The 25,147-nt window shown below is 44.7% G+C and carries 22 protein-coding genes and 1 pseudogene; 14 read left to right on the plus strand and 9 right to left on the minus strand.

Going from position 1 to position 25,147, the window contains the following annotated elements; translation table 11 throughout:
- The first annotated feature begins 7 nt into the window (after positions 1–7).
- The 11 genes from QVP94_RS11025 (at position 8) to QVP94_RS11075 (ending at position 11,646) form a co-directional block, all read left to right on the plus strand.
- On the plus strand, positions 8–748 hold the full coding sequence (locus QVP94_RS11025; RefSeq protein WP_005857233.1) for a tetratricopeptide repeat protein: 741 nt from the start codon (positions 8–10) through the stop codon (positions 746–748).
- 32 nt (positions 749–780) lie between these two features.
- Positions 781–2,592, plus strand: a complete 1,812-nt coding sequence (locus QVP94_RS11030) for a BatD family protein (protein WP_005857231.1) — start codon at positions 781–783, stop codon at positions 2,590–2,592.
- 4 nt (positions 2,593–2,596) lie between these two features.
- Positions 2,597–3,364 (plus strand): tetratricopeptide repeat protein, encoded by a 768-nt coding sequence (locus QVP94_RS11035; protein WP_005857229.1) that lies wholly within the window; start codon positions 2,597–2,599, stop codon positions 3,362–3,364.
- Positions 3,365–3,367: 3 nt separating this feature from the next.
- Positions 3,368–4,060 (plus strand): phosphatase PAP2 family protein, encoded by a 693-nt coding sequence (locus tag QVP94_RS11040; RefSeq protein WP_005857227.1) that lies wholly within the window; start codon positions 3,368–3,370, stop codon positions 4,058–4,060.
- Positions 4,061–4,199: 139 nt separating this feature from the next.
- Entirely contained in the window at positions 4,200–4,472 is a 273-nt protein-coding gene (locus QVP94_RS11045) for a hypothetical protein (protein ID WP_005857225.1), read from the plus strand.
- A 114-nt stretch (positions 4,473–4,586) separates the two neighbouring features.
- Positions 4,587–5,705: a universal stress protein gene (locus QVP94_RS11050; RefSeq protein ID WP_005857223.1), complete on the plus strand. Its 1,119-nt coding sequence runs from the start codon at positions 4,587–4,589 to the stop codon at positions 5,703–5,705.
- A gap of 118 nt (positions 5,706–5,823) precedes the next feature.
- Positions 5,824–6,588 carry a hypothetical protein gene (locus QVP94_RS11055; protein ID WP_009275124.1) on the plus strand — a complete coding sequence of 255 codons (765 nt, stop codon included), beginning with the start codon at positions 5,824–5,826 and terminating at the stop codon, positions 6,586–6,588.
- 72 nt (positions 6,589–6,660) lie between these two features.
- Positions 6,661–7,266, plus strand: a complete 606-nt coding sequence (locus QVP94_RS11060; RefSeq protein WP_005857219.1) for a rhomboid family intramembrane serine protease — start codon at positions 6,661–6,663, stop codon at positions 7,264–7,266.
- Between the two features lie 98 nt (positions 7,267–7,364).
- Complete coding sequence (locus QVP94_RS11065) at positions 7,365–8,813, plus strand: SGNH/GDSL hydrolase family protein (protein WP_022192604.1); 1,449 nt, start codon at positions 7,365–7,367, stop codon at positions 8,811–8,813.
- Positions 8,785–10,116: a GDSL-type esterase/lipase family protein gene (locus QVP94_RS11070; RefSeq protein WP_022192605.1), complete on the plus strand. Its 1,332-nt coding sequence runs from the start codon at positions 8,785–8,787 to the stop codon at positions 10,114–10,116. Before QVP94_RS11065 ends, QVP94_RS11070 begins: the two co-directional genes overlap by 29 nt.
- Positions 10,117–10,125: 9 nt before the next feature.
- Positions 10,126–11,646 carry an MBOAT family O-acyltransferase gene (locus QVP94_RS11075; RefSeq protein WP_005857213.1) on the plus strand — a complete coding sequence of 507 codons (1,521 nt, stop codon included), beginning with the start codon at positions 10,126–10,128 and terminating at the stop codon, positions 11,644–11,646.
- A 215-nt stretch (positions 11,647–11,861) separates the two neighbouring features.
- Here the strand turns inward: QVP94_RS11075 and QVP94_RS11080 are convergent, their stop codons facing one another.
- Positions 11,862–13,157: a mechanosensitive ion channel family protein gene (locus QVP94_RS11080; RefSeq protein WP_005857211.1), complete on the minus strand. Its 1,296-nt coding sequence runs from the start codon at positions 13,155–13,157 to the stop codon at positions 11,862–11,864.
- Positions 13,158–13,226: 69 nt separating this feature from the next.
- Positions 13,227–14,396 (minus strand): mechanosensitive ion channel family protein, encoded by a 1,170-nt coding sequence (locus QVP94_RS11085; RefSeq protein ID WP_005857209.1) that lies wholly within the window; start codon positions 14,394–14,396, stop codon positions 13,227–13,229.
- A 142-nt stretch (positions 14,397–14,538) separates the two neighbouring features.
- Here QVP94_RS11085 and QVP94_RS11090 point away from each other — a divergent pair, with 142 nt between their 5' ends.
- From QVP94_RS11090 to QVP94_RS11100, 3 genes and pseudogenes are all read left to right on the plus strand, one after another.
- Complete coding sequence (locus QVP94_RS11090) at positions 14,539–17,388, plus strand: M16 family metallopeptidase (protein WP_005857207.1); 2,850 nt, start codon at positions 14,539–14,541, stop codon at positions 17,386–17,388.
- The gene (locus tag QVP94_RS11095; protein WP_005857205.1) at positions 17,388–17,843 is read left to right on the plus strand and encodes a DUF4268 domain-containing protein; all 456 of its coding nucleotides are present in this window, start codon (positions 17,388–17,390) and stop codon (positions 17,841–17,843) included. The genes QVP94_RS11090 and QVP94_RS11095 overlap by 1 nt, the downstream gene beginning before the upstream one ends.
- Before the next feature lie 9 nt (positions 17,844–17,852).
- Positions 17,853–20,012 (plus strand): annotated as a pseudogene (locus QVP94_RS11100) (M1 family metallopeptidase); the annotation flags it as partial.
- A 256-nt stretch (positions 20,013–20,268) separates the two neighbouring features.
- Here the strand turns inward: QVP94_RS11100 and QVP94_RS11105 are convergent.
- From QVP94_RS11105 to QVP94_RS11135, 7 genes are all read right to left on the minus strand, one after another.
- Positions 20,269–20,754 (minus strand): formyltransferase family protein, encoded by a 486-nt coding sequence (locus tag QVP94_RS11105; protein WP_022192607.1) that lies wholly within the window; start codon positions 20,752–20,754, stop codon positions 20,269–20,271.
- A complete protein-coding gene (locus QVP94_RS11110; RefSeq protein WP_022192608.1) occupies positions 20,744–21,880 on the minus strand; it encodes a GNAT family N-acetyltransferase in 1,137 nt (378 codons plus the stop codon). The genes QVP94_RS11105 and QVP94_RS11110 overlap by 11 nt, the downstream gene beginning before the upstream one ends.
- A complete protein-coding gene (locus QVP94_RS11115) occupies positions 21,877–22,002 on the minus strand; it encodes a hypothetical protein (protein ID WP_022192609.1) in 126 nt (41 codons plus the stop codon). Before QVP94_RS11115 ends, QVP94_RS11110 begins: the two co-directional genes overlap by 4 nt.
- A gap of 59 nt (positions 22,003–22,061) precedes the next feature.
- Positions 22,062–22,316 carry a hypothetical protein gene (locus tag QVP94_RS11120; RefSeq protein ID WP_022192610.1) on the minus strand — a complete coding sequence of 85 codons (255 nt, stop codon included), beginning with the start codon at positions 22,314–22,316 and terminating at the stop codon, positions 22,062–22,064.
- 315 nt (positions 22,317–22,631) lie between these two features.
- The gene (locus QVP94_RS11125) at positions 22,632–24,275 is read right to left on the minus strand and encodes a hypothetical protein (RefSeq protein WP_022192611.1); all 1,644 of its coding nucleotides are present in this window, start codon (positions 24,273–24,275) and stop codon (positions 22,632–22,634) included.
- Positions 24,268–24,537 carry a hypothetical protein gene (locus QVP94_RS11130; RefSeq protein WP_022192612.1) on the minus strand — a complete coding sequence of 90 codons (270 nt, stop codon included), beginning with the start codon at positions 24,535–24,537 and terminating at the stop codon, positions 24,268–24,270. Before QVP94_RS11130 ends, QVP94_RS11125 begins: the two co-directional genes overlap by 8 nt.
- Positions 24,537–25,139 carry a hypothetical protein gene (locus QVP94_RS11135; protein ID WP_022192613.1) on the minus strand — a complete coding sequence of 201 codons (603 nt, stop codon included), beginning with the start codon at positions 25,137–25,139 and terminating at the stop codon, positions 24,537–24,539. The genes QVP94_RS11130 and QVP94_RS11135 overlap by 1 nt, the downstream gene beginning before the upstream one ends.
- Between the last annotated feature and the right edge of the window lie 8 nt (positions 25,140–25,147).

Here is a 25,147-nt window from a genome sequence, read left to right on the forward strand (position 1 = left end):
CGAAGTGATGAGACGTATATATAAATCTATGATATGGGTATCGGTCTTGGCGCTCAGCGCTGGGGCGGTCTCTGCCCAGAAAGCGGAACGGAAGAACGTGCGTGAGGGGAATAAGCTTTATGAGAGCGAGAAATACACCGAGTCCGAGATCGCTTATCGCAAGAGCTTGGAGGTGAATCCCCGCTCTACGGAAGGAACCTATAATCTGGGGAATTCCCTATACAAGCAAGGCAAGTTCCCCGAGGCCGCCGAGCAATATCAATTGATCGCCGGGCAAGGGGAGAAGATGGTGGCTACGCCGGAAGGGAAGGCACGCTTGTCGGAGGTGTATCATAATATGGGGAATATCTTCATGCAGAACAAGGATTACGGCAAGGCCGTGGAGGTGTATAAGCAATCGCTTCGCTTGAACCCGAAAGATGACGAGACCCGTTATAACTTGGCCTTGGCCCAGAAACTGCTGTCGGATCAGCAGAATCAGGATCAGAGCCAAGATCAACAGAACGACGACAAGCAGGAGAACAAGGATCAGAAGGACGATCAGCAGCAACAGCAACAACAACAGCCGCAAGACGACCAGAAGCAGGATAAGACCCAAGAGCAACAGCAATCCAACGAGCAAATGAGCAAGGACAATGCCCAGCAGATGTTGGACGCCTTCCTGCAAGACGAGAAAGACACCCAAGAGAAGGTGAAGAAGGCGCAGATGCAGCAGCAACAACGCCGGAAGAGCGAGAAGGAGTGGTAAACTGGATAATTAACGAAAAAATGAGATACACAATGAGGAAATTAATTTTCTTATTCATCCTGATGTTAACGGTAGGGGTGGCGACAAAGGCCGCGGATGTGACCTTCAAGGCCTCGGCGCCCCAAGCGGTGGTAATGGGAGAGCAGTTTCGCTTGACTTTCACCGTCAATGCCGAAGGCAGGGATTTGAGAGTACAGGAGATGCCAGACTTTGACGTATTAATGGGTCCCTCCCAATCCACCTCCTATAGCAGTAGCTGGGTGAACGGGAAGAGTACCAGCGAGACAACCGTTACGTATACGTATGTCTTGATGCCGAAGAAGGAAGGTACGTTTAATATCGCTCCGGCAACGATCAAGGTGAACGGCTCTAATTATACATCGAATGGCTTGGCCATCAAGGTGCTTCCTGCTGATAAGGCGGGTAAGCAAGAGGCGGAGACAACGACGGCGAGCGGGGCGATCTCTAACGATCGGCTGTTCGTGAAGATGGACGTATCCAAACGAAGCGTGTTCGAGCAAGAAGGTTTCTTGGTGACTTTCAAGGTCTATTCCTTGGAAAATTTCTCGATTACGGGATTGAAATACCCGGAGTTCGAGGGTTTCTTGGTACAAGAGGTTGAGTTGCCGCAAGAGAAACAACTGACCTTGGAAAACTACAACGGGCGTAACTACCAGTCGGCCGTAATGCGTCAAGTGATCCTGTATCCCCAACGTTCCGGTAAGATCACGATCGAAGGTGGAAAGTATGATGCCGTGGTGCGTGTCCGTATGCAACAAGCGGGCGGCGGTAGCATCTTCGATAGTTTTTTCGACTCGTATCGGGATGTGAGCAAGGTGTTGACCACTTCTCCGGTTACTATCGACGTGAAGCCTTTGCCCTCCGGTAAGCCCGCTTCTTTCTCCGGTGCCGTAGGTACGTTCTCCATGACGGCTGATATCAGCTCGAACAACGTCAAGACAGACGAGGCTGTAACCATAAAGGTGAAAATCACGGGTAACGGAAACGTGAAGTTGGTGAAGAATCCGGAAGTGGTTTTCCCGAACGATTTCGATGTCTACGATCCGAAAGTAGAGATGGACATCAAGACCACGACCGCCGGTGTCAGTGGAAGCAAGACGATCGAATATATGGCGATACCCCGTTACGCAGGTGATTTCGAGATCCCGGCGATCGCTTTCTCCTATTTCGATATCAAGTCCGGTTCGTACAAGACCATCAAGTCCGAGCCTTATAAGTTGCATGTGGAGCAAGGTAAGGGCGGTAGCGGTTCTTCCCCGGTCGTATCGAACTTTAGTAATAAAGAGAGCGTGAAATACTTAGGCAAGGATATCCGTTACTTGAAGACGAAAGATTTCTCCTTTATCGAGGGAGGTGATGGTATTTTCTTCGGTTCCTTTATGTATTATCTTTGCTATATCGTACCAGCTATCTTGTTTATCGTATTCTTCTTTATTTATCGTAAGCAGGTGAAGGAAAACGCCGACATCGCCTTGGTTCGTACCAAGAAGGCGAACAAGATGGCGGTTAGACGTCTGAAGAACGCTGGCAAGCTGATGAAAGAGAATAAGAAGGAAGAATTCTACGACGAGGTGCTGCGTGCGTTGTGGGGCTATTTGAGCGATAAGCTGAGTATCCCGCAATCCGATCTGACCAAGGATAACGTAGAGATAGAATTGGCTAAATACGGTGTAGACGAATCCTTGACGAATGAGTTCATGGATATCTTGAATACTTGTGAGTTCGCTCGTTACGCTCCGTCCCAAGCGTCGGACGCTATGGATAAGTTGTATGAGCTGACGGTAGACGCTATTGGTAAAATGGAGAATACAATTAAAAAGTAAGAAGATGAAGATGACTATAAATTTAAGAAAGGTATTGTTTTTCTTATTGACTCTATGTCTGATAGGATCTGCTTATGCGCAAGATACCGCCTTGAAGGAGGCCGAGGTCGCTTACACGAAAGAAGATTACGCAAAGGCGATCGAGCTATATGAGGGAATCTTGAAGAGCAATGGCGAGTCTGCCGCCGTTTATTATAATTTGGGAAATACCTATTATAAGGCGGGTAAGATCGCTCCGGCTATATTGAACTACGAACGTTGTCTTCTGCTGGATCCGGGTGATAGCGATGCTCGCTTCAATTTACAGATGGCCCGTCAGAAGACCATCGATAAGATTGAGCCGGTTGGTGATTTCTTCTTGGTCAAATGGTTTAAGAGCGTGGAGAACCTCGGTTCCGCAGACTCTTGGGCGAAGACAGGTATCGTGTGCTTCCTGTTGTTTATCGGTTGCTTGATCTTGTTCTTTTTCTCTCGTTGGGTACGCTTGAAGAAGATCGGTTTCTATTTGGGTGTCCTATTTATTATCATGGTTGTTTTTGCCAATATATTCGCCAGCGACCAGAAGGATGAGATGATAAACCGTAAACACGCTATCGTATTCGCCCCGACCGTTACGGTGAAAAGCTCGCCTGACGCTAGCGGTACGGATCTTTTCGTATTACACGAGGGAACGAACGTGACCGTGAAGAGCACGCTCGGCGAATGGAGCGAGATTGAGCTTGAGGACGGGAACGTAGGATGGATGCCTAGTAAAGACATAGAAAAAATCTGATACATGCTAGAACAATTATTGGTTTGGGAACGTGATGCGTTCTTTATGCTTAACGGTAGCGACTCCGCTTTTTTAGATCGCTTTATGTGGATCTATTCAGGCAAGGCGGTTTGGCTACCGTTAGCCTTTTTTATATTGGTGGTATTGTGCTATAAGAAGAACTGGAAGGAGTGGTTGTTGATCTTATTGGCCATTGTCTTGACGATCACGTTATGCGACCAGTTCGCTTCGCATGTTTGTAAACCCATCTTCACCCGTTTCCGTCCGACTCATCACCCTGACTTTATGGATCAGGTAAGGGTGGTGTTCGGTTATCGGGGCGGTATGTATGGATTTATCTCCAGCCATGCGGCGAATGCTTTCGGCTTTGCGACCTTGATGGCGCTGATCTTCAGGAATAAACTATTCGGATGGACTATTTTCTTTTGGGCGATTTTGACTTCCTATACTCGTATTTATTTAGGAGTGCATTTTATCACGGATATTATTCCGGGAGCTTTATCCGGTCTGCTATTCGGGTATCTTGTATATCTGTTATACCACTATATAAGGCCTAAATTGATTCCGGCAGATTCTTGGGTATGTCCGGAGGCCATTTACTCGGATATCCGGAAACGCTGGATCACCTATGCGATTTGGTTGACCATCCTTTTAATAGCCCTATTTAATGAGCAATTGGTATCGTGCTTAATATAAGAGATTTTCGTTAAGTATGTCGTAAAGCATATTTGTTTTCAGCTCATTTTCTCAATAATAATTTGTTTCAATGCTATTAAATGACTAAGTTAGTGCCATAATATTAAACAAAAGTATTAACCTTCAAAATAAGAAAGCCATGACAAAGACGATTACATTTAACGAACTGAGAAGAATTAAAGATTCGTTACCTGACGGAAGTACACAACGCATCGCCGATGAGCTGGGATTAAAGGTAGAGACAGTTCGTAACTATTTCGGTGGACATAATTTTCAAGATGGACGGAGTTGTGGTTTCCATATCGAGCCCGGTCCGGACGGAGGGTTGGTTGTTTTAGATGACACGACTATTTTCGAGCGTGCTTTGCAGATACTGGCCGAGAGTCAGGATGCCGAAGCACAAAAAGCGTAAGATAAATTCATTCGTATAAAAAATCCCATAGCTAAATGAAAGAACGCTTTGGGATTTTTTTATATTCAACAATTCATAAATCCCGATTGTTTCATCTATAAAAATGTATTGAGTATGGAAGATAAATTAGTGACATTGGCTATCCACACGTTCGAGAAAGCCCAGATTCTCAAGACAATCCTCGAAACAGAAGGCATAGAGGTCTATATACATAATGTAAACCAGATTCAGCCGGTCGTTTCGGCAGGAGTGCGTGTGCGTATTAAGGAGAGTGATTTACCGCATGCTTTACGCATTATTGAAGACAATAAGTGGTTTGAGGAACCAAAGGAGGAAGAGGCGAAGGTTAATGCGGTCAAGAAAGTTCTGATCCCGATTGATTTCTCGGATTATTCCGCCAAGGCTTGTGAGTTGGGAATTAATTACGCTCATGCGGTAGGTGCGGAGGTGATGATCATGCACGCCTATTTCAGCCCCTATTTTCCATCCGCTATCCCGATGGGAGATACTTTGGCTTACCAAGTAAACGAGGAGGAATCCGTACAGCATATCTTACAACGTGTCCGTATCGATATGGAGAATATTTGTACGCATATCAACCGGAAGATGTCCTCTGGTGAATTACCAAAGGTAAAATACGATTATGTATTACGTGAAGGCTTGCCGGAAGAGGAGATCATCGCCTATAGCAAGGAGTATCATCCGACATTGATCGTGATGGGAACGAGAGGTAAGAGCCAAAAAGATATGGATCTGATCGGTAGCGTGACCGGAGAGGTAATCGAGGTAAACCGGGTTCCTGTATTGGCGATACCGGAGAATGTTCCTTTCACGGATTTGAGAGACGCTAAGAATATCGCTTTCGCTACATCGTTTAACCAGAGAGATTTGGTTGCGTTTGACGAGTTTATGGAAATCATCAAAGGCTTTGATCTTAATATCCATCTATTCAATATCTCTACCAGTAATGATGAATGGAATGAGATTCGTTTAACGGGCGTTCGTGAATATTTCAAAAAACAATATCCACATGCCCATATTTCCCATACGGTTCTAGCCGATGGTGACTTGCTGTTAGCCATCGAGAAATTTGTTCGTGATAAACAAATTGATGTTATAGCCCTAAGCACATATCGCCGTAATATCCTAGCCCGGATGTTCAATCCTTCGATCGCGAGAAAGATGTTATTCCACACCGATACTCCGTTATTGGTAATCGATAGCAAGAAATAGCTTCTTATTCAAGTAACAAATAAAAAGTGGATATGAGAAAAGGCTTATCCACTTTTTTATTATATACCATGTGCTTAAAGCAATCTTTGTATCTTTGGCGAAAAAATATAAGGATAGTATGTGGGAAAGAATGTTTGATCTGGTACTTGGATTAAAGAAAGAACATAGATTAATGATAGTTATAACATTGATTTATGCGGTGACCCTCTTTGGTATTACTGTAGATGTAGAAGCGATGGAGAATTGGCTGCAATTAGTGGGGTATACCATACGTACTTTATGTATTGCTTGTATTATACAGCTTAGTGTGTTCTTTTTGACAAATATTTTTTGGAAGGAACTAAACAGAGGCTTGAATAAAACATTTGTTGTTATTAGTGGTAATGTGTTGTCTTTAGCTTTCTTACTTTTCCCTTTTTCTATATCATATATAGATATGACTGCTGAAAGTATGAAATTGAGTTCTTTGAATACAGAAAGAAATAGAATTGATAGTATGGTCCGGTACTATGAGAATTTAAAAAGTCTAGATTCTTCTTTTTCAGAGAATCTAGATTCTTTAATATTGGAAGAAAAGAAAACATTGATTCGGGTTATAAAAGAGATTGACTTAAAGCAATTTAAAATAGAAGAGAAACAGAAAAGATATGAAAAGCCATTAGTCTCCATCCTATTTCTTTTGCAAATATTCGGTTTTTATATATTGATTCTATATTCTTCCTATTTTGATAGGACGAATAAGGTGAATCGTGTTATCGCAGTGGAAAATATTCCTTATCGAAAGAAAGTAAGGAGCTATTTTTGCGATAAAGTTTTGAAGCCTTTGGTTTTACTGTTATCTGTTTTTCTTTGGGGATTCTTGTTTTTCCTTTGGCTTAGATAATATATACCTGATATTTGTATAAACCGGAATTTATGCTTTGCTTTGTGGCTCATCAGAAAAATAATAGAATATATGATTACTTATTTGATTATTGGAATAACAGTGGTTCTCTCTTTTATCTGTTTTAGTAATAGGGAGTTATTTATGAAATTAGCGTTTATCCCATATCGTACGATCCGGAATCATGAATATTATCGTATCGTGACACATGGATTTATCCATGCGGATATGACACATTTGCTAGTGAATATGTTCACGTTCTGGTCATTTGGTCTCTATATTGAACGAACGTTTCGATATATGGGATTCGGCAAAGGGGCTTATCTGGCTCTTTATTTCGGGGGAATGATCGTGGCTTCGCTTTATGATTTGATAAAACGACGTAATGATCCGTATTATGTCTCTATCGGTGCGTCTGGAGCGGTATCGGCGGTTCTATTTACCTCTATATTCCTTGATCCTTGGGGAAAGATCTTGTTTTTCGCCGTGCTGCCTGTCCCCGGAATCGTATTCGGCTTGCTATATCTGGCCTATTGCCAGTATATGGCGAAACAAACAGGAGATAACATAAATCATAATGCCCATTTCTACGGGGCTATTTATGGATTGATTTTCCCAATGCTGCTGGAGCCTTCGTTATTGCATCTCTTTTTGTCTCAACTTACGTTTAAGGGATGATCCACCCTGAACGGATAATTTAAGGTTATTTTTTGTCCGAAGATTATTTCCGGGTAGGTAAACTTGTCTATCTTTGTCCCCTTATAAGCAAAAGTTAGATGAACAAAGATAATAATTTGGGTAGAGTGTTAGCGTTACTGTCGCTGACGTTGTTGATGAGCTTTGGTTTATATAGCCTTCCGGATACATTGTTCGGGTATAAGATCAAAAAGGTAGATCTTTTATCGGATTTCAAGGTGAAAGAGGAAAAGCTCTCCTTGGATTCTTTGAAACAACAATTGGAACAAGCGGACACCCTTCAAGTAGATTCGGTAGCATTAAGGGATTCTATCATGCGTTCCGCCGGAATAGATTCTGCGGCTTTGGCCCTTCGTGATTCGTTATACAAAGCGGTCTATGCTGTTCAAGGGGCGGATTCGCTGGGGGCTCATATCGAGGACTATTCTCTTGGACATATCGGTTTGCAACGATTTTTCGCCGCCTTAAAAAACAGGCGGGAATTGAATCGTCCGGTACGTGTGGCCTTCCTTGGAGATTCTTTTATCGAAGGAGATATTATGGTGGCCGATTTCCGTTCCGGGATGCAGAAGGAATTTGGGGGGCGGGGTGTTGGTTTTGTACCGGTCACATCCGTAGCGGCACAGTTCCGTCCAACCGTGGAGCAACGTGCCTCCGGATGGACTACTTGGTCTATGCTGACAGATCATGAGCATGGATATACTTTATCCGGGATGATGTTCGAGGCAAACGAGGAGAACGCCTCTATCCATGTGAAGACGACTAAGCGTTATCCGGAGCTCCAGACGTTCTCTTCTTTGAAACTGATTTATGAGCAGAATAAGAATACGGAGATGCGCTTGGTTTGCAACGCTTCCGCCGATACCCTACAAGAGATGCTTCCCGCCACATCGATCGTAACCCAATACGAGTTGGAAGGGATGTTCACCGAAGCGGATTTCACTTTTAAGAATACTCCGGAGTTCCGGGCATTAGGGGTCGCTATGGAGGATCATTCAGGTGTCGTGGTCGATAATTTCTCTCTTCGGGGAAACTCGGGTATGATATTGGAGCGATTGGATGTCTCCCGTTGCCAAGCATTGAATAAGATCCGTCCGTATGACTTGATTGTCTTGCAGTATGGGTTGAATGTCGTGAGCGATAGCGTGATGAATTATGGATGGTATAGTAGCCGGATGGTAAAGGTCATTAACCATATACAACTTTGTTTTCCGGAAGCTGATATATTGATGTTGGGGGTGTCGGACAGAAGCCGTCAAGACGATGGCAAATTCGAGACGATGCCAGCCGTGTTAGCCTTGCTGCATGCGCAAAGGCAAGCTGCTAAAAAGGCAGGGGTTCCTTTCTGGAATGTATTCGGTGCCATGGGAGGAGAGAATAGTATGGTCCGTTTCGTAGAATTAAACTGGGCTAGTAAGGATTATACGCATTTAAGCTTCAGGGGTGGACGGGAGATTGCCGATGCCTTGCTGAAAGCGTTATTATCAGAAAAAGATTTTTATGATGAAGCGGAGAAAGTGGTTAATTAGTCTGGTTGTTTTAGGAGTGATCATGGGCTTCTCTGTTCCGAAACCTAAAGCCGGAATAAACGGGGATGTATCTCTTGATAGTTTGGCGGTTCGGGATACTGTAGCGTTGCCTCCTTTATCTTATTCTATGAAAGTGGGAAAAGATACGTTGATCTTACCGGATTCTAGTAAGGCGTGGAATAATTTTTTCAATGAACTGGATTCGTTGCGTGCAGGGAAAGATACGGCTATCACGATCGTCCAGTTGGGGGATTCGCATATCCAAGCCGGACATTTAAGCGGTCGTGTCATGCGCCTTTTCCAACAGGCGTTCGGGAATGCCGGACGAGGCTGGATCGCTCCTTTTAAGTTGAGCAAGACCAACGAGCCGGATGATTATTTTATCAAATCCGTCGCTAAGGATTGGATTGCCGGACGTTGTATTCAGCATGTCCGGAAAACCCCGATAGGGATCGGTGGGATCGGGATTAAGTCTGTTTCCCCCTCGATTAATCTGGATGTCGTGATAACCCCGAATAATGGTGCCGGATACGAGTTTAATGAGGCGATCTTATATAGAGGGGAGAAGTCGATGCCCATGCTTCCTACCGGGGCTTTGAAAGACTCGGTCCAAACATTCCGTGCGGATACCGTATGTGTTCCCGGTGTATTAGCCGACACTTTCCGGATCTCCTGCTTGACCGATACTCTACAATTGCAGAGTACGAGACGGAAAGAGGGCACGAATACATTGCGTCCGGCCTCATCCTTTACGAATTTATATTATGGCCTGACACTGAAGAATGGAGGCAGGGGTATCTTATACCATTCCATCGGAGTGAATGGGGCAATGTATGTGAATTATACGGACGAGGCTTATGTACGTCAGTTGGCTTTATTAAAACCGTCCTTATTAATCATCTCTATGGGAACCAACGAGACGTTTGGCAGACGTTTTAATACCGATGAGTTTTCCGGTCAGATAGAGGCTTTCTTGGCGTTAGTCAAGAAGGAGTTACCTAATACGGCAATCTTACTGACGACTCCTCCGGAATGTTATAGGAGAGTCCGGTCGGGTAAACAGCGAACGTATGTGCGTAATGATAATACCGAGCGGGCTGCCCGTGCTATCCGGAATGTAGCGAAGAAAGAAGAGGTCGCTTGCTGGGATTTATTCACTACGACAGGAGGGAAAAACTCGTGCCGCAAATGGCATAGTTCTCGTTTGATGGGACGGGATCGGATTCACTTTACGAAAGAAGGGTATCAAGAACAAGGAACGCTTTTGTTTAGGGCGTTCATGGAATCATATAATAACCGATAAGAATTTTATATGGAATATAATATACTTAGAGATTGGCTTAGTAATCATCAATTCACGTGGGAGAAACTGGGAGATATCCTGACGTATCATCATAATGCCCCGATCTTGTTTAGTAGCGGGTTGTTCTTCTTCTTGTTTATCGGTTTCCTGATGATTTATATGTCGCTAAGGAAACATACGTTGGCTCGTATTATTTATGTGACATTGTTTTCCCTTTATTTCTATTATAAAAGTAGTGGACTTTGGTTCGGGCTGCTGGTATTTACGGCTACTTCCGATTTCTTGATAGCGCAATGTATCTCGCATACGACATCGGTATTAAAACGTAAATTATTCGTTACGCTTAGTCTCTGCATAAACCTAGGTATGCTGGGGTATTTCAAGTATTTCAATTTCCTAGGCGAACTGTTTACTATGGCCGCCGGGGGAGAATGGCTTAAGATGAACATCTTCCTTCCGGTAGGAATCTCTTTCTTTACCTTCCAGAGTATAAGCTATGTGATAGATGTTTATCGGGGACGAATCCAACCTCTCGGCCGTTGGATCGATTATGTTTTCTATGTATCGTTCTTTCCTCAACTGGTTGCCGGGCCAATCGTTCGTGCCCGGGATTTTATCCCTCAAATGTATAAGAATCCTACGGTGACGCGATCTGAGTTTGGTGAGGGATTGTTCCTTATCTTATGTGGTCTTTTCAAGAAAACGGTTATCTCGGATTATATCAGTATGAATTTCGTGGATCGTATTTTTGACGCTCCGTTGCTTTATACGGGTGTGGAGAATTTATTGGGTGTCTATGGGTATGCGCTACAGATTTATTGTGACTTCTCGGGTTATTCGGATATGGCGATCGGTATCGCTCTGTTGTTGGGATTCCGCTTTAATATAAACTTCGACTCTCCCTATCAATCGGCTACGATTACCGAGTTTTGGCGTCGTTGGCATATCTCCCTTTCCTCTTGGTTAAAAGATTATCTGTATATATCCTTAGGGGGGAACCGGAAGGGGAAGATTCGTACCTATATGAATCTGATGATAACGATGTTGCTAGGCGGGTTATGGCATGGGGCTTCCATTAGTTTCATCTTATGGGGAGCCTTACATGGTATAGCTTTGGCTGCGCATAAGTTCATTATGGGGCATTTCAGTAGCTTTAAGGCCTTAGGATGCGAGATGAAACCTTGGCGACGGGTATTAGGTGTCCTGATTACTTTCCATGTGGTTTGTTTCGGATGGATCTTGTTCCGAGCTACCTCGATGAAAGCCGTGGGAGAGATGCTGAGCCAGATCTTCACGAATTTTCATCCGGAGGTGTTCATGCAATTCGTCTCAGGATATAAAGGGGTGTTCGCGTTGATGGTGATCGGTTATGTGCTGCATTTTATGCCTAAACGCTCTGAGGATGTCTTGAGGGAAATCGTGACTCGTTCCCCTTTATTGATACAGGCCGCTATATTGGCGATAGCGATTTTCATTGTTGTTCAGTTTAAGAGCGCGGGAGTGCAGCCGTTTATTTATTTCCAATTTTAAGAGTGACAAACACGTATATCGGCATAGCCTCACGCCAGTATAGGCACAACCCTACACCACTAGTGCCGTAAGGCTACACCGATACTGATTTCATAGGCAAAGTATCTTAGGTTCACTGGCGAAGTATCTTAGGATCGTCGGCCGATGCACCTAAGATATTTTTTTGACATCTTAGAGTGTTCCTATCATTTCCGGAAAAACATGTACATGAGTTTCTAGAAACACTCTGAGGGTTGTGAGCCGACGGGAAGTTTGATGATGATATTCTTCAAATCCGCCCCGGATACATTTTGGAATACGCTTAGCCCAAACTCCGGTATTACCGCAAGTACATGGTCGAATATATCCGCTTGAATTCCTTCATATTCGACCCATACCTTATTGGATGAGAAGCAATAAAGTTCGATGGGAATACCTGTATCAGTCGGTTGTAGATGCCTTACCATGCAGACTAATTCCTTACTTACTTCCGGGAGGCTTCTTAGGTAACGTACGAGATAAGCACGGAAGACTCCCAGATTTGTCTGTCTACGTCCGTTCACCCAAATGGAACTATCGATATGATGTTCTTCATTGTATTCATCTAATTCCTGTTCTTTTCCATCGATGTAATCCGTGATAAGAGAGATCTTACGAAATTTCTCTAGCATTTCCGGGGTACAAAAATGTACGCTGTTCATATCGATATTGATAGAGCGCTTGATACGGCGGCCCGGGGATTCGCTCATACCTCTCCAGTTTTGGAAAGCGTCGCTTACTAAGGCGTAAGGAGGGATGGTCGTGATGGTATTGTCAAAGTTTCTTACTTTCACGGCGTTCAATGTCACCTCGATAACCGTGCCGTCCGCACCATATTTGCTCATCGTGATCCAGTCTCCGGCCCGGAGCATATCATTGGCGGATAATTGGATGCCGGCAACGAAACCTAAGATCGTATCCTTAAAGACCAACATCAAGATAGCCGCAGACGCACCCAATCCGGCCAGTAAAGAAACCGGGGATTTATTGATAAGAATACTGATAATCAATATCACTCCAATAAAGAAAACCGTAACCTGCAAGATCTGTATGAAGCCTTTTAACGGCTTGTTCTTAAAGGAATCTTTTTTATTATAGATCTCGTGGATCAGATTTAAGGAAGCGTTTATAAACCTTAAAGAAACCGCTATGATATAAATCTGACAAAGTTTTTGGAGTACTATTAAAATCTTCGGTGTCTCTTCGGCTGAGAAGGCGAATGGTAACAATATATAAATCAATATGGCCGGGATCATATGCATCATCTTATTAATGATCTTACGATCCACGATTAAATCGTCCAGTTGATTTTTCGTCTTCCTCGCTAATCGTTTGAACATACCTAGGAAAATATACCGGCAACTATAATCGATCCCAACGGTGACGGCTATAATAAGTAATAAGATCACTATATTGTCTAGGTAACTGGAATTTTCGCTTATCAACCCCATTTGAACTAATAAATTATATACCCATTCTTGTATCTTGCTCATAAATACGATTTTAAACTTTAAGTAGACAATCCGGAGACGAAGATAGGAAAAATAATCCGAACACGTACTTTAGTCTGAATATTGATATACTTTCAATTCAAATTTAGGAATCATAGCGAAGAAATGGTCGAATATATCCGACTGGATCCGTTCATATTCTTTCCATATTTTATTCCGGGAGAAGAAATAAATCTGGACGGGAACACCATATTCCGTGGATTGAAGTTGGCTGATAATTAAATCCAAATCTTGATTTACGACAGGAAGACTTGTCAGATAACGCTCTACATATACACGGAATACTTGGGAGTTTGTAGGTACTACATCCTTATCCGGTTGGTAATCCGCTAATAAAGGAATTTCCTTGCGGAAGGTATCTAGCATCTCCGGCGTACAGAACTTGATCGTATTCAAATCGAGATAAATGGACTTCATAACCCTGCGTCCTCCAGACTCAACCATCCCGCGCCAGTTTTGGAAAGAACTATTCACTAGATTATAAGGCGGGATTGTCGAGATCGTATTATCGAAGTTCTGAACTTTCACGGTGTTTAGGGTTATTTCTTGAACAATACCGTTCGCATTGGCAGAAGGCATCGTGATCCAGTCGCCGGGGCGCAACATATCATTCGCCGAAAGCTGTATACCTGCCACGAAACCTAATATGCTATCTTTAAAGACCAACATAAGAATAGCTGCCGATGCACCTAATCCGGCGAAAAGGGTAGCCGGGGATTTATTGACGAGAATCGCTATAATGACAATGCCGCCAACGAAGAAAACAAGCACTTGTAATACTTGTATAAAACCTTTCATCGGCCTGTTTTTCATTTTCTCCTGTTGGTTAAACAAATCCAACATCATTAAGAGAAGACCGTTGAGCGCTAACAGCAGGGAAAATATGATATAGACCGCGCAAATCTTCTGGGAAATGAATAATAATTCCTTTCCTCGGATAAAAGCCATCGGGAGCAAAGCATATACTAAAATGCCGGGAATCGTATGTACGAGATAATGTACGACCTTACGTTTAATTAATAACGTATCCCATTTATAATGCGTATGCTTAACGATACTACGTACCCCTCCGACAAAAATAGCTTGGCATAAATAATCTAATCCGATAGCGACCGCCACTAGTAAGATGGCGATGATCGCCTCGTCAAATGTGTTCGCTATTTTCTCGTCTACACCCCATCCGGTGAGGACTTTGTTCATCCAACTACCTAAATTTATCATAATAATCGTTTTTTGATATAACACTACTCTTAAAAATAGGTTCAATCCTACGTTAAATTTGCCCTTTTGTTAAGATTGCTTGTAAATGTAAGCGTATTAATCCAATTGAAAAATGTATCTTTGTGAAATAATATAAACTTAAATGGATTCCATGAGATCTCTGTTGTCAACCTCAGATTTTCTACAGGTACGAGAGCATAAATTAAGTAATGATTTGACGGTATGGTTGAATGAGGACCATAGCCAACCTAAGATATTCGGAGCCGTAGTTGTAAAAGCCGGAGCTAAAGATTCCCCTAACACAGGTATCGCGCATTATTTCGAGCATATGATGTTTAAAGGAACGGATAAGATCGGGACAATCGATTATGAGTCCGAGAAAGTCTTGCTGGACATTATCGCCGAGAAATATGACGCTTTGGCGGATACCGAGGATCCCAAGATGCGTGCCCATTTGCAGCAAATCATTAACGACCTGAGCGTACGTGCCGCTGAGTATGTAATACCGAATGAGTTCGACCGGTTGATCTCTCGTTTCGGTGGTACGAAGTTGAATGCCGGGACTTCTTACGACTATACATTATATTTCAATACATTCTCTCCGCAATATATCTCCCAATGGGCCGAGATCAATAGTGAGCGTTTGGTAAATCCCGTATTTCGTCTTTTCCAGAGTGAGCTGGAGACGGTCTATGAGGAAAAGAACATGTATGGAGATACGATGGCTAGTGTCGCCATCGAGAAATTGACAGAGCGTTATTTCTATCCGCATCCGTATGCTTATCCGATTATCGGAAGTGCGGAGAACTTGAAGAATCCCCGTCTTTCGGAGATGCGCCGGTTCTTCGAGAAATACTATGTCGCTTCCAATATGGGATTGATCTTAAGCGGGGATTTCGATACGGAGGAGGTCTTGCCAATCTTGGAATCTACTTTTTCACGGATACGAAAAGGGAAGCCGCCTCACCGGGATATTGTTACATTACCGCCATTCAAGGGACGGGAGAAGGTGAGCGTACGTATTCCTATGCCTTTCGTGAAAATTATGGCATTGGGATTCCGGGGAGTTCCCGCGAATCATCCGGATCAAGTTGCGCTCAATATCGCCGTATCTTTATTGAATAACTCCAATGGTACGGGATTTTTGGATAAGCTGACGGTAGATCATAAGGTGATGGGTGCGATGGCGGTTAACCAAAGTATGAATGAGGCTGGAATATTAGGCTTGTTGGTATTTCCGAAGTTCTTTTTCCAGACCTATGCGGCAGCCGAGAAATTAGTATGGAAACAAATCAACCGCATTAAGGAGGGGGATTTTAGCGATGAGATGTTTCAAAGCTTGAAATTGGAGCAGAAACGTGAATATGCCTCCAAATTGGAAGACATAAACTCAAGGGCCGAGGTGATGATGCGTATTTTCTCTCAAGGGAAAAGCTGGCAGGATTATTTGGATGAGGTTACCCGTATCGATGCCTTGTCGAGAGAAGACGTGATTGAGGTCGCCAAGAAATATTTTACGGAGAATTATATGTACGTCACGAAGAAGACCGGACGCTATCCGAAAACGATCTTACCCAAGCCGGATTATTCACCGATTATACCGAAGAACTCTGATGCTTCCTCCGCTTATGTGGAACGTCTGGAAAAGATACCCGTACAAGAATTGAAACCGCATTTTCTCGATTTTGAGAAAGACGCCGAGGTCGTATCCTTGCGTCCGCTTGTCACGTTGTATAAGACTCATAATTCCGTAAATGATATATTCTCGCTGACACTATCTTATGGAGTGGGGCAGTTGGAGCTTCGTGATCTTGATAAATTGTCCGCTTATCTACCTTTCGTAGCGACGGAGTCGATGTCTTTTGAGGTCTTTCGGGGTAAATTGCAGGAACTTGGTAGTACATTGACTTTTGATTCCACGGATTCTGAGTTTCTGGTGGTGGTGAATGGTTTCGATGGGCATTTTACCCAAACAATGGCTTTGGTCGGCGATTTCTTGCGGCACGCCAAGCCAGATGACAAGAAGTTACGGCAGATTGTGGACGAGGCGAAGGTAACGGAGAAATCGTTGTTCAATTCCAGCGAGAACGTAGCCGATATGCTGTTAGAGAAAGTCAAATTTGGGGAGCAATCCCGTTATTTGACTAAATTATCGTTCGCTGAAATCAAGAAACTAAAAGGAAAGATGTTGCTGGACACTTTCAGTAAGGTACGTTCGGTCGCTTGTAACCTGCATTATTGTGGTACATTGTCTATGGAGGAGGCTGCCCGGCAGATCAAGCAGCATTTACCCTTGGAGGAGGTAAGTATTCCATCGAACTCTCCCTATATCCGTGATCTTATGACGTATGATAAGCCGACTGTCTTTTTTATGGACATGGAGGATGTCACGCAAAGCATAATCTATGCCTATATGTATATCGATCCGTTGAAGGCTAAGGAAGATCGTCCTATTTCCCGGTTGTTTAGCGCTTATTTCGGAGGGGATATGTCATCCTTGATGTTTCAGGAGATCCGTGAGTTTCGTTCGTTCGCTTATCAAGTAAATGCCCGTTTGAAACATCCTCCTTTGAATCGATCGGAGAAGCCCGCTAGTTTCGTGATGAAATTGGCTACACAGACGGATAAGATGATCGATGCGATGGAAGTGTTGGAGAATCTGGTGCATGATATGCCGGAACGTCCGGAACGGGTGGAGTCGGTGAAGCAGACGATTCGTAATTGGGTGAATAATGAATATCCTACTAGTCGCTCCCTTTCCTTGAAGATCGCCGGTTTCCGGCGTGAAGGGTACGAGAGCGATCCGAACAAGGATTATCTGGAGGTTATCGATCGGATGACTATGGAGGATATCCTTCGTTTTTATAGGGAGAATATACAAGATCATTTAATGATATATGCGATAGTCGGTAATTCAAAGAGTATGGATATGGAGAAACTCTCTAAATTCGGACAGATCGTTAAGGTAACAAAGAAAGACATTTATAGGTAATGTATAGTAAGGAGGAACTGAAGAATCTCAAATTGGAGTTTTGGGAAAGCTTCGCCGCTTTTTGTGAGGTGCAACCCTATTTGCGGGGGCGTAAGAAAATTTGGACATTATATGATACGAAGGTAAAGGGCGTTGAGTTGAAATTCGACGCGAACCGCCAAGGGGCTTACGTTATTCTTGAGGTAAACCACCGTAGCGAGGATTTACGTCTGGAAATGTTTGAGCGCCTGACTTGGTATAAAGAGACGTTGGAACAGGATTTTCCCGAAGGCTTGATCTGGGATATTTGTTTTGTCCGTGAGAATGGCCGACAAGTGGCCCGTATCTATGTAGCAAAAGAAGGATTGGATTTGCATCGGAGAGCGCATTGGGGAGATTTTTTCACTTTTATGGCTAGCCAGATGTATTTGTTGGAACGAAATTTTATGGGTATAGCAGAATACTTAAGAGAATAATTACGAGATATGAATCTAAAGGTATTTATCGGAGCTTGCGTACTGTCCGGTCTGGTTGCTTGTAGCTCTGTTAAACAAGATGAGGCCGGTTTGTCCCGGCCCGGTGTGAGCCTTGAGCTAGCTCAATTCCGGAAGGAGCATTTCTCAAATGTCCGTTATAATCTTTTCTTCTCGATCCCGGAATCTCGTGACGAGGCGATCCGGGGAAAAGTGGAGCTATCCTTGCGATTAGACGAGAAACAGCCGCTTATTATTGATTTCCGCGGAGAACCGGAGCAAGTGACCTCCGTAACCTTGAACGGAGGAGATATTCCCTATGAAGTGAAAGATGAGCATATCGTGATTGCCTCAGATTGGGTAGCGGTGGGAGAGAACCGGGTAGCGATCACTTTTACTCCGGCGGATCAATCCTTGAATCGACGGGATGAGTTCCTGTATACGTTATTGGTTCCGGACCGGGCACGTACGGTATTCCCTTGTTTTGACCAGCCGGATATGAAGTCGTTTTTTACCTTGACCTTGGAAGTTCCTTCCACTTGGCAGGCTGTGGCGAATGGCGCTATCACACAAACGGATAGTACGAGCGTCTCCGGTCGGAATCGTATTTCTTTCAAGGAGACGGAACCGCTTAGTACCTACCTGTTCTCATTCGTGGCCGGTAAACTGACTCGGGAGGTTTATTCCCGGAACGGGCGGGATATCTCTATTTATCATCGGGAGACGGATCCGAAAAAGATCGCTCAATGCCCAGCCATCGCCGACGAGGTGTTCGATGCGTTGGAATGGCAGGAAGACTTTACTGGTATTCCTTATCCTTTCGCTAAATATGACGTGATTATCTTACCCGGTTTCCAATATGGGGGTATGGAACATACGGGTGCTACTTTATATACGGATCGCCGGATGTTTCTGGATGAGCATCCTACCTTAAATGAGCGATTGAGTCGGAGTTCCTTGATCGCACATGAAACCTCTCATATGTGGTTTGGCGATTATGTAACGATGAAATGGTTTGATGATGTATGGACAAAAGAGGTTTTCGCTAATTATTTTGCTTCCCGTATCGTAGAACCTTTATATCCGGACGTGAATCACCGGTTGAATTTTATTCGGGATTATATTCCCGCATCTTATTCGGAAGACCGTACGTCAGGTGCGAATCCGATCAAGCAAGATTTGGATAATTTGCGGAACGCCGGTTTGGTATATGGAAATATCATCTATGATAAATCTCCCGTGATTATGGAGATGTTGGTACGTGTTCTGGGAGAAGACGCTTTCCAGCAGGGAATTCGTGAGTACTTGACTACTTATGCGTATGGGAACGCTACGTGGGAGGGCTTGATCCGTATCTTGAATAAATATACGGAAGAGGATCTGGCCGCTTGGAGTGAGGTGTGGGTGAATCAGAAGGGTATGCCGGAGATTACGGCTTCGGTTAAGGACGGCGAGTTGGTCGTAGAGCAGCGTGATCCGTTGGGCCGGGGTTTAAAATGGCCGCAAGAATTAACCTATCGGGTGATCTGTGGAACGGATTCGGAAGAAATCCCGGTTTCTCTCGAAGGAAACTCTGATTCCTTCCGAATGAAATTAAGTTTTCTTCCGAATGGAAATTGTGTCATTCTTCCGAATATAAATGGGCGTGGTTATGGCTTCTTTAAAATAACAGAGGGGGAGTCTTCCGGTCTATGGTCCGTGCTTCGCTCATCGGAAGATGAGGTGTTGAAGGGATCTTTGCTGATTACCCTTTATGAGAATCTTCGTTGGAAAACGATTTCTCCGCAAGGGTTCCGTGAAGAGATGTTAGCGTATTTACCGAATGAGTCTAATTCTTTATTGTTCTCGATGGCTTTAAGCTATTTAGGAGATTGCCAGCGGATATTCCCGTCGGATTCTCGTCCGTTGGAACAGGTCTTGTGGAAGATCGTGACAACGAATCCCGTATCCCAACATCGTTTGCAGGCGTTTCGTTTGTATCGTTCGATAGCGGATTCAGAGGAGGCGGTACAACGTCTGTATACGTTATGGCAGGAACGGAAAGCTCCGAAAGATTGTACGTTGAGCGAGAGTGATTATATTGGCTTATCCTATATGCTGGCGATGCATTTGCCGGAAAAAGCGGATAAGATTATCGCTACGCAATTATCTAAATCCCGCAAAACGAAACGTGATGGTTGTGAAAAACGAAATGCGTTTATTGAAACAAAAACGAAATGTGCTTCAAATTTAATCCGCAAAGTAACCGCCTATTTGCAAAATCAAAGCAAAACACCTTCTTTATACATAAAAATAAACGGCATTCAAATGGACTTCTAACCCTATTTGAATACCGTCTTTTTATTGCCGGCCGTGGTAAAAAAGCGTCTACTAAAGTTGTTTATTCCATACTTTTTTCGTACCTTTACAAGGTAGTTAAGATGGATTGTTATAGCCTTTTATCGTATGTCGAATAGGCTTCTACTTGCGGGATGCGACGTATAATGCCTTTCCCGATGTTATCCAAACAACGTCCTAACGTCCGGATCATGGCCGGAATGATTTCTCGCTCATAAAAGACGCGAGGCTGCGCATCATAGTCTATTTTTACTATCTCCTGCTCGCAAATATCGCCGGTGTCATAGCCGGAGTCTGCCCAAAACCATGTGGCGGCGGTTATCGGTTCCCCTCGTTTATACGCCCATTTGATAGATGATGCCCCGCGCCCATAAGGTAATGGGGACGGATGGAATATCAACGTACCCCAGTTCGCCTCTTTCAGTTCTTCATCGGAAACTTTCACCGTAAGGAGTGGCGCAATGGCAAGGTCACAACGATACCCTTCACACCAAAGCGTATGCCCTTTTGCCTTAACGAACATTTCGGCCGCTTTGAATGCCTCCGACCCGCAATTTCCCAATATTTTAATTACCATTCCCTATATATTTAAACGCCTGAACCGCCCTGAAATGGCCGCCATAACCGGTTGCCGCACGATCAGACTTATTTAACCTTTGGGCCGAACGTGCCATCGAAGCCGCGCTGCGCCCTTTATTAACTCCATATAAATGTGCTCCGGTTTGTATCCACTTTTTAGAGTGACGTAACGCTCCACATAGTTGCGGGTGTGAGGTGTGAAAGAACACCGGGTAAGGTTTACCACATCTACCATGTCCCTGAAGATGATATTCACAAACGGCCGCTAAAAATTTAGTGCCAACGCCTATTCCCTGCCATTCGGGAAGTACTACCAATCGGGTGGACCGGTAAGCCTTTGCCGTAAAGAGTGGTGTTACCGCTAAATGACAGACGGGCTCACCACCGACAAAGCCAACGAAATACTCGGCTGCGACCGGCATAGGAAGGTCTAAATAATAATGCCGCTTAAACAACCTTGGGAATACAGTTCCCCTGACTTTATAAATTTGAAGTTCGAGTCTTGGACGTTGCCGAAGGCAGTCACGGTCGTAAAACCGTGCCTCCGCGGTATCATATACCCAGTCAGGTTGTAACCATTCGATTATATCATAGTGGCAGGAAAGAAGCACGATCTGCCCGCCGCCGCGTCTCCACGTCTTCGAGAACGCGGCGGCCCCGACCTTGGCTATCTGTCGGTCAATGACCGATGTAAACTCGTCTACCACGGCGTGCCGCGGTCGCTCGCACGCCAAACGTGCGAGACCCGCCCGGAATTTCTCTCCATTACTCAACACGTGGAACGGCCGGAGCCACGCTGGAACATCGCCGAGGCCAACGGCTGAAAGCATACCCGTCACCGTGTTAAAGTCTCCATCGGGGGCGATACAATCCACAATAGGTTTATTCTTATCCCAGCCGGAATAGAGGTCATAAATAGGTTCTTTGAAAATCTTACTTCCAATACTGGTTTTTCCGCTACCGGATGGACCGACAATCAGTCCGATTTGCCATACCCGGTTTTCGATGGGTAGTTCTACCGTCTTTTCCCAGTCGCAGCCTTTCTCCGCGTTGAAAAGACTTTTTACCCGTGCGGCCCGATAGCTGTTGAAGTCGCTACAATGGTGTTGTACCTCTATTCTCATACGTTCACCACTTTAAGTGTTAGACCTTCTTTCAGGAGACGCTCATAAATCTCCTTTTGCTCTTTTTCATCCGCGCAAATGACGATCACGCCATATTGCGGCTTGTAAGTGTACTTGCCCATACTTGTCTCGTTTTAAGGATTTGGAACAAAGGTAGAACCAAACTATCTAGTGAACGAATTTACGCCTGATCTTGCACTGCACGGCCCATGCAGTCGCTTGATAAATAGCGAATGGTATCGTACACCTTTCGCTCGCTCAAGGCATATTTGTCAGAAAGGACGGCCACGATATAGGTTGTCTTTTCACCCTCCGCCCGCATTCGGGTATAATCATCGAACAAATCGACATACAAACAATCGCTTGTCCTTATTCCGGCGTTAAATAGACGCTGGAGCAATTCCTTATTGAAAGAAAGTATCTCGTATATTGTCATAATCTCCAAAAATTAAAGTATATTTGTATTGCCAATCACATAAAACAAAACGAGACATCGCGACTGAAGGCTTACAGCCCCCGGTCGTGCGGTGTCTCGCATTTGTTTGTTAGTATGTGATTGGCGTCTTTACTAACAGCCGGGGGCTTTTATTTGCCCGCCCCCCGATAAAGGCGTTAAGGTTGCCTGATAAAATCAACAGCTAAACCATAGCTTCAATCCTTTCATTTCTAGACCTTAATTTACCAATGATAAATTATTGCGCTCTTATTTCTTGGAATCATCCATACCGCTAAGTGTTGTCGCTGATATCGATTATGAGATCGCCATGATTTGCACTCCAAACGTATTGCTAGACTTTGTATATGTCAGTATCATCATTCCACCCAATCCTTCCCATAACGCATAGCCAAAACCAGTAAAAGAGATTGATAAGTCGCCGTTAGCATCTTCCGAAAATATATTTACGGATAAGTCCGTTCTATAATTAATATTATCAGATTTCCCATTGATAAAGAAAACATTCCCATCTTTAGCGGCTTGGATGATTTCTTTTAGGCCGGCTTCTCCTCCCACGGCCGTTCCGATGTCATCGGATGCCGAACTACCTGTAAGTGAATAAAGGCTTAGACTTAGCCTGTATCCTCTTTTATAACTAACGTTACATTCTGCCACTGGCGTTAATCTTATTGTTTTTGAGATGCCCCCATCCCCCGCCATAGATTTTGGCATATCAAATACAAGGAAAGGATAATTCAATATAACCAGACTTGCCGAGACCGGGATCGAGTAATTGCCAGTCGGTTCGTTCTTTGATATATATATTTTTTTTCTTGCCTTGATAGCGTCTTTTATCCTAGCTTCCTCGTCACTTCCTCCGGCGGCGGCATGTATCTCACTGCTGGGGGTTCCCGCTTTCAGATCCAACAAGGCGACAGGTAGATAATAGGTATCATCCCCGCTCTCCTGGATCTCGCAAGAGTATATCCAGGCATTCCCGTTATTTGTCCCGTTTATCTTGATGGTCTTGAGCTTGCCGGACACCACGTATGTCAAGGACAATGAACATTTTGAATCTTCATACGAGGCATCAACAAAGCATTTGTAATTGCCTATGTATATATCCATGACATCCGCCGCATACTCCATCGAGGGTAAATTTGAGTACATGGCCGCCATACCAGCGATTAAAAACGCATCAGAGACCCCATCTAAAGAAAACAAGGATATGATATCCTCGCTGGAGGAGGTCTCAGACAGGTTGGTAATGTTCACGGGAAGTGAAATCCCATCCTTGAGACCATTCAATTTAGAATAATCAGCCTTGCTCATCAACCCATCCTTATCGTTGCTAGCATTGGCTATCTCGGAGAACGAGCCATCCGTTACGCCGTTGGCGGATGGGGTGAACGCGTATTTTTTTCCTGTCACCAAGGCGGCGGCGTTAGATACGCTCACGTTCCCGCTTCCCCCGCCCGATCCTCCGGATATGGTTATGTTACCGCTACCTATCAATGATTGCCCGTTAATCGTCTTAAGGTCCGTATCCTTCACGAACTTGCTATCATTGGTTAGCTGGCTCGTCTTGGATGGGATCGTCGTGTTGGATGGTAACGCCCCGACCTCGCTCGCCGTATAGGTGGGCTTGGTCGTGGAATTTACCCAACCCGGCTTATTGAGGACATTGCTCCAATCCACGGAGTCGGCCACGCCACCTCCCGATCCTCCGGTACCGTCCTTGCCTTTGGGGATACCGAGGTTTATCTTGTATTTAGGATTCCCGTTTGAGTCGGATCCGTTCCGCACGACCTCGGACGTGGCGGACTCCGTGGGTGATAACGTCGTAGTCGTGCCCGTCTCCAACACCGGTGTCTTGCCATCCGCCACGCTATCCGGCATATTGTTAACCTTCTCCAGAAGATCGTTGGTCTTCGTTATCGTATAAATCAAATTAGCCATTTTCTTTCAATACTTTTATTTCCACATCTTCAGAATCTTTGATTATCTCGCCAAGTGAGTCATACAGGTATTCCCTCATGCCCGCCTGACGTACAGTACGTACGACCTCCACGTTACCGCCCCGGGTCGTTTTGATCGTCACCTCTTGCGACCTGTCAACATCATCATTCTCCGTATCGGAGGAGAATGAGGCCTGACCATCGCCGCTTCCCGCAAGGCCCACGACGATATTGCCCTTTCCTGTTATCCAAGGGATTTCCATCACTCCACGGTCCAGTCAGTGTTAGACTCCACGTTCACCGTTACCGGGGTTCCAAGATAGTCCAGTTGGATATCTCCCTCTGTTACCCGCAGGTAAGCGTCACCGGCGGCCAGTGTCAATAAACACACGTCCTGGTGCCCGCCCTCGTCCGTGACGATGACCTGTCTCGTGAGAGGATCGATCTCCGTATTCGCCGGAACCGTGACGGCGATGGAGAAATTATAGACCGACAAGGCCCCGGGATCGCCCGCTATCGCCGTCCCGTTCGTCGTCTGTACGCTATTCGCCGTATAATTATCGGGTAGCGCTATGTCCAGGTCTCCCGTACCGAGGGAGAAGGTCAATTTCCTCGAGTTGCTGATACCCGATATGGTAACCACCTTACCTGTCTTCTCCGATGATGCCGTGTCCGCTATATCCACGTACTCGGGCTTGCCCGCTTGGTTCACCGTCCGTGCCACGTCGGCGCAATTCGCCGCCTTGAACGTCAGGACCGTCGTACGGGCGTTACGCCCGGTATGCTCTGAGCCTGATCTTACGCTTACCTCCTTGTCACCCGATCCTTGGGGCGGGGTGACCACCGCCCATGCCGCTTTTGCCATGTTCTTGT

This window comes from Parabacteroides sp. CAG:2 (assembly GCF_000436315.1).
GTDB classification, from domain to species: domain Bacteria; phylum Bacteroidota; class Bacteroidia; order Bacteroidales; family Tannerellaceae; genus Parabacteroides; species Parabacteroides distasonis.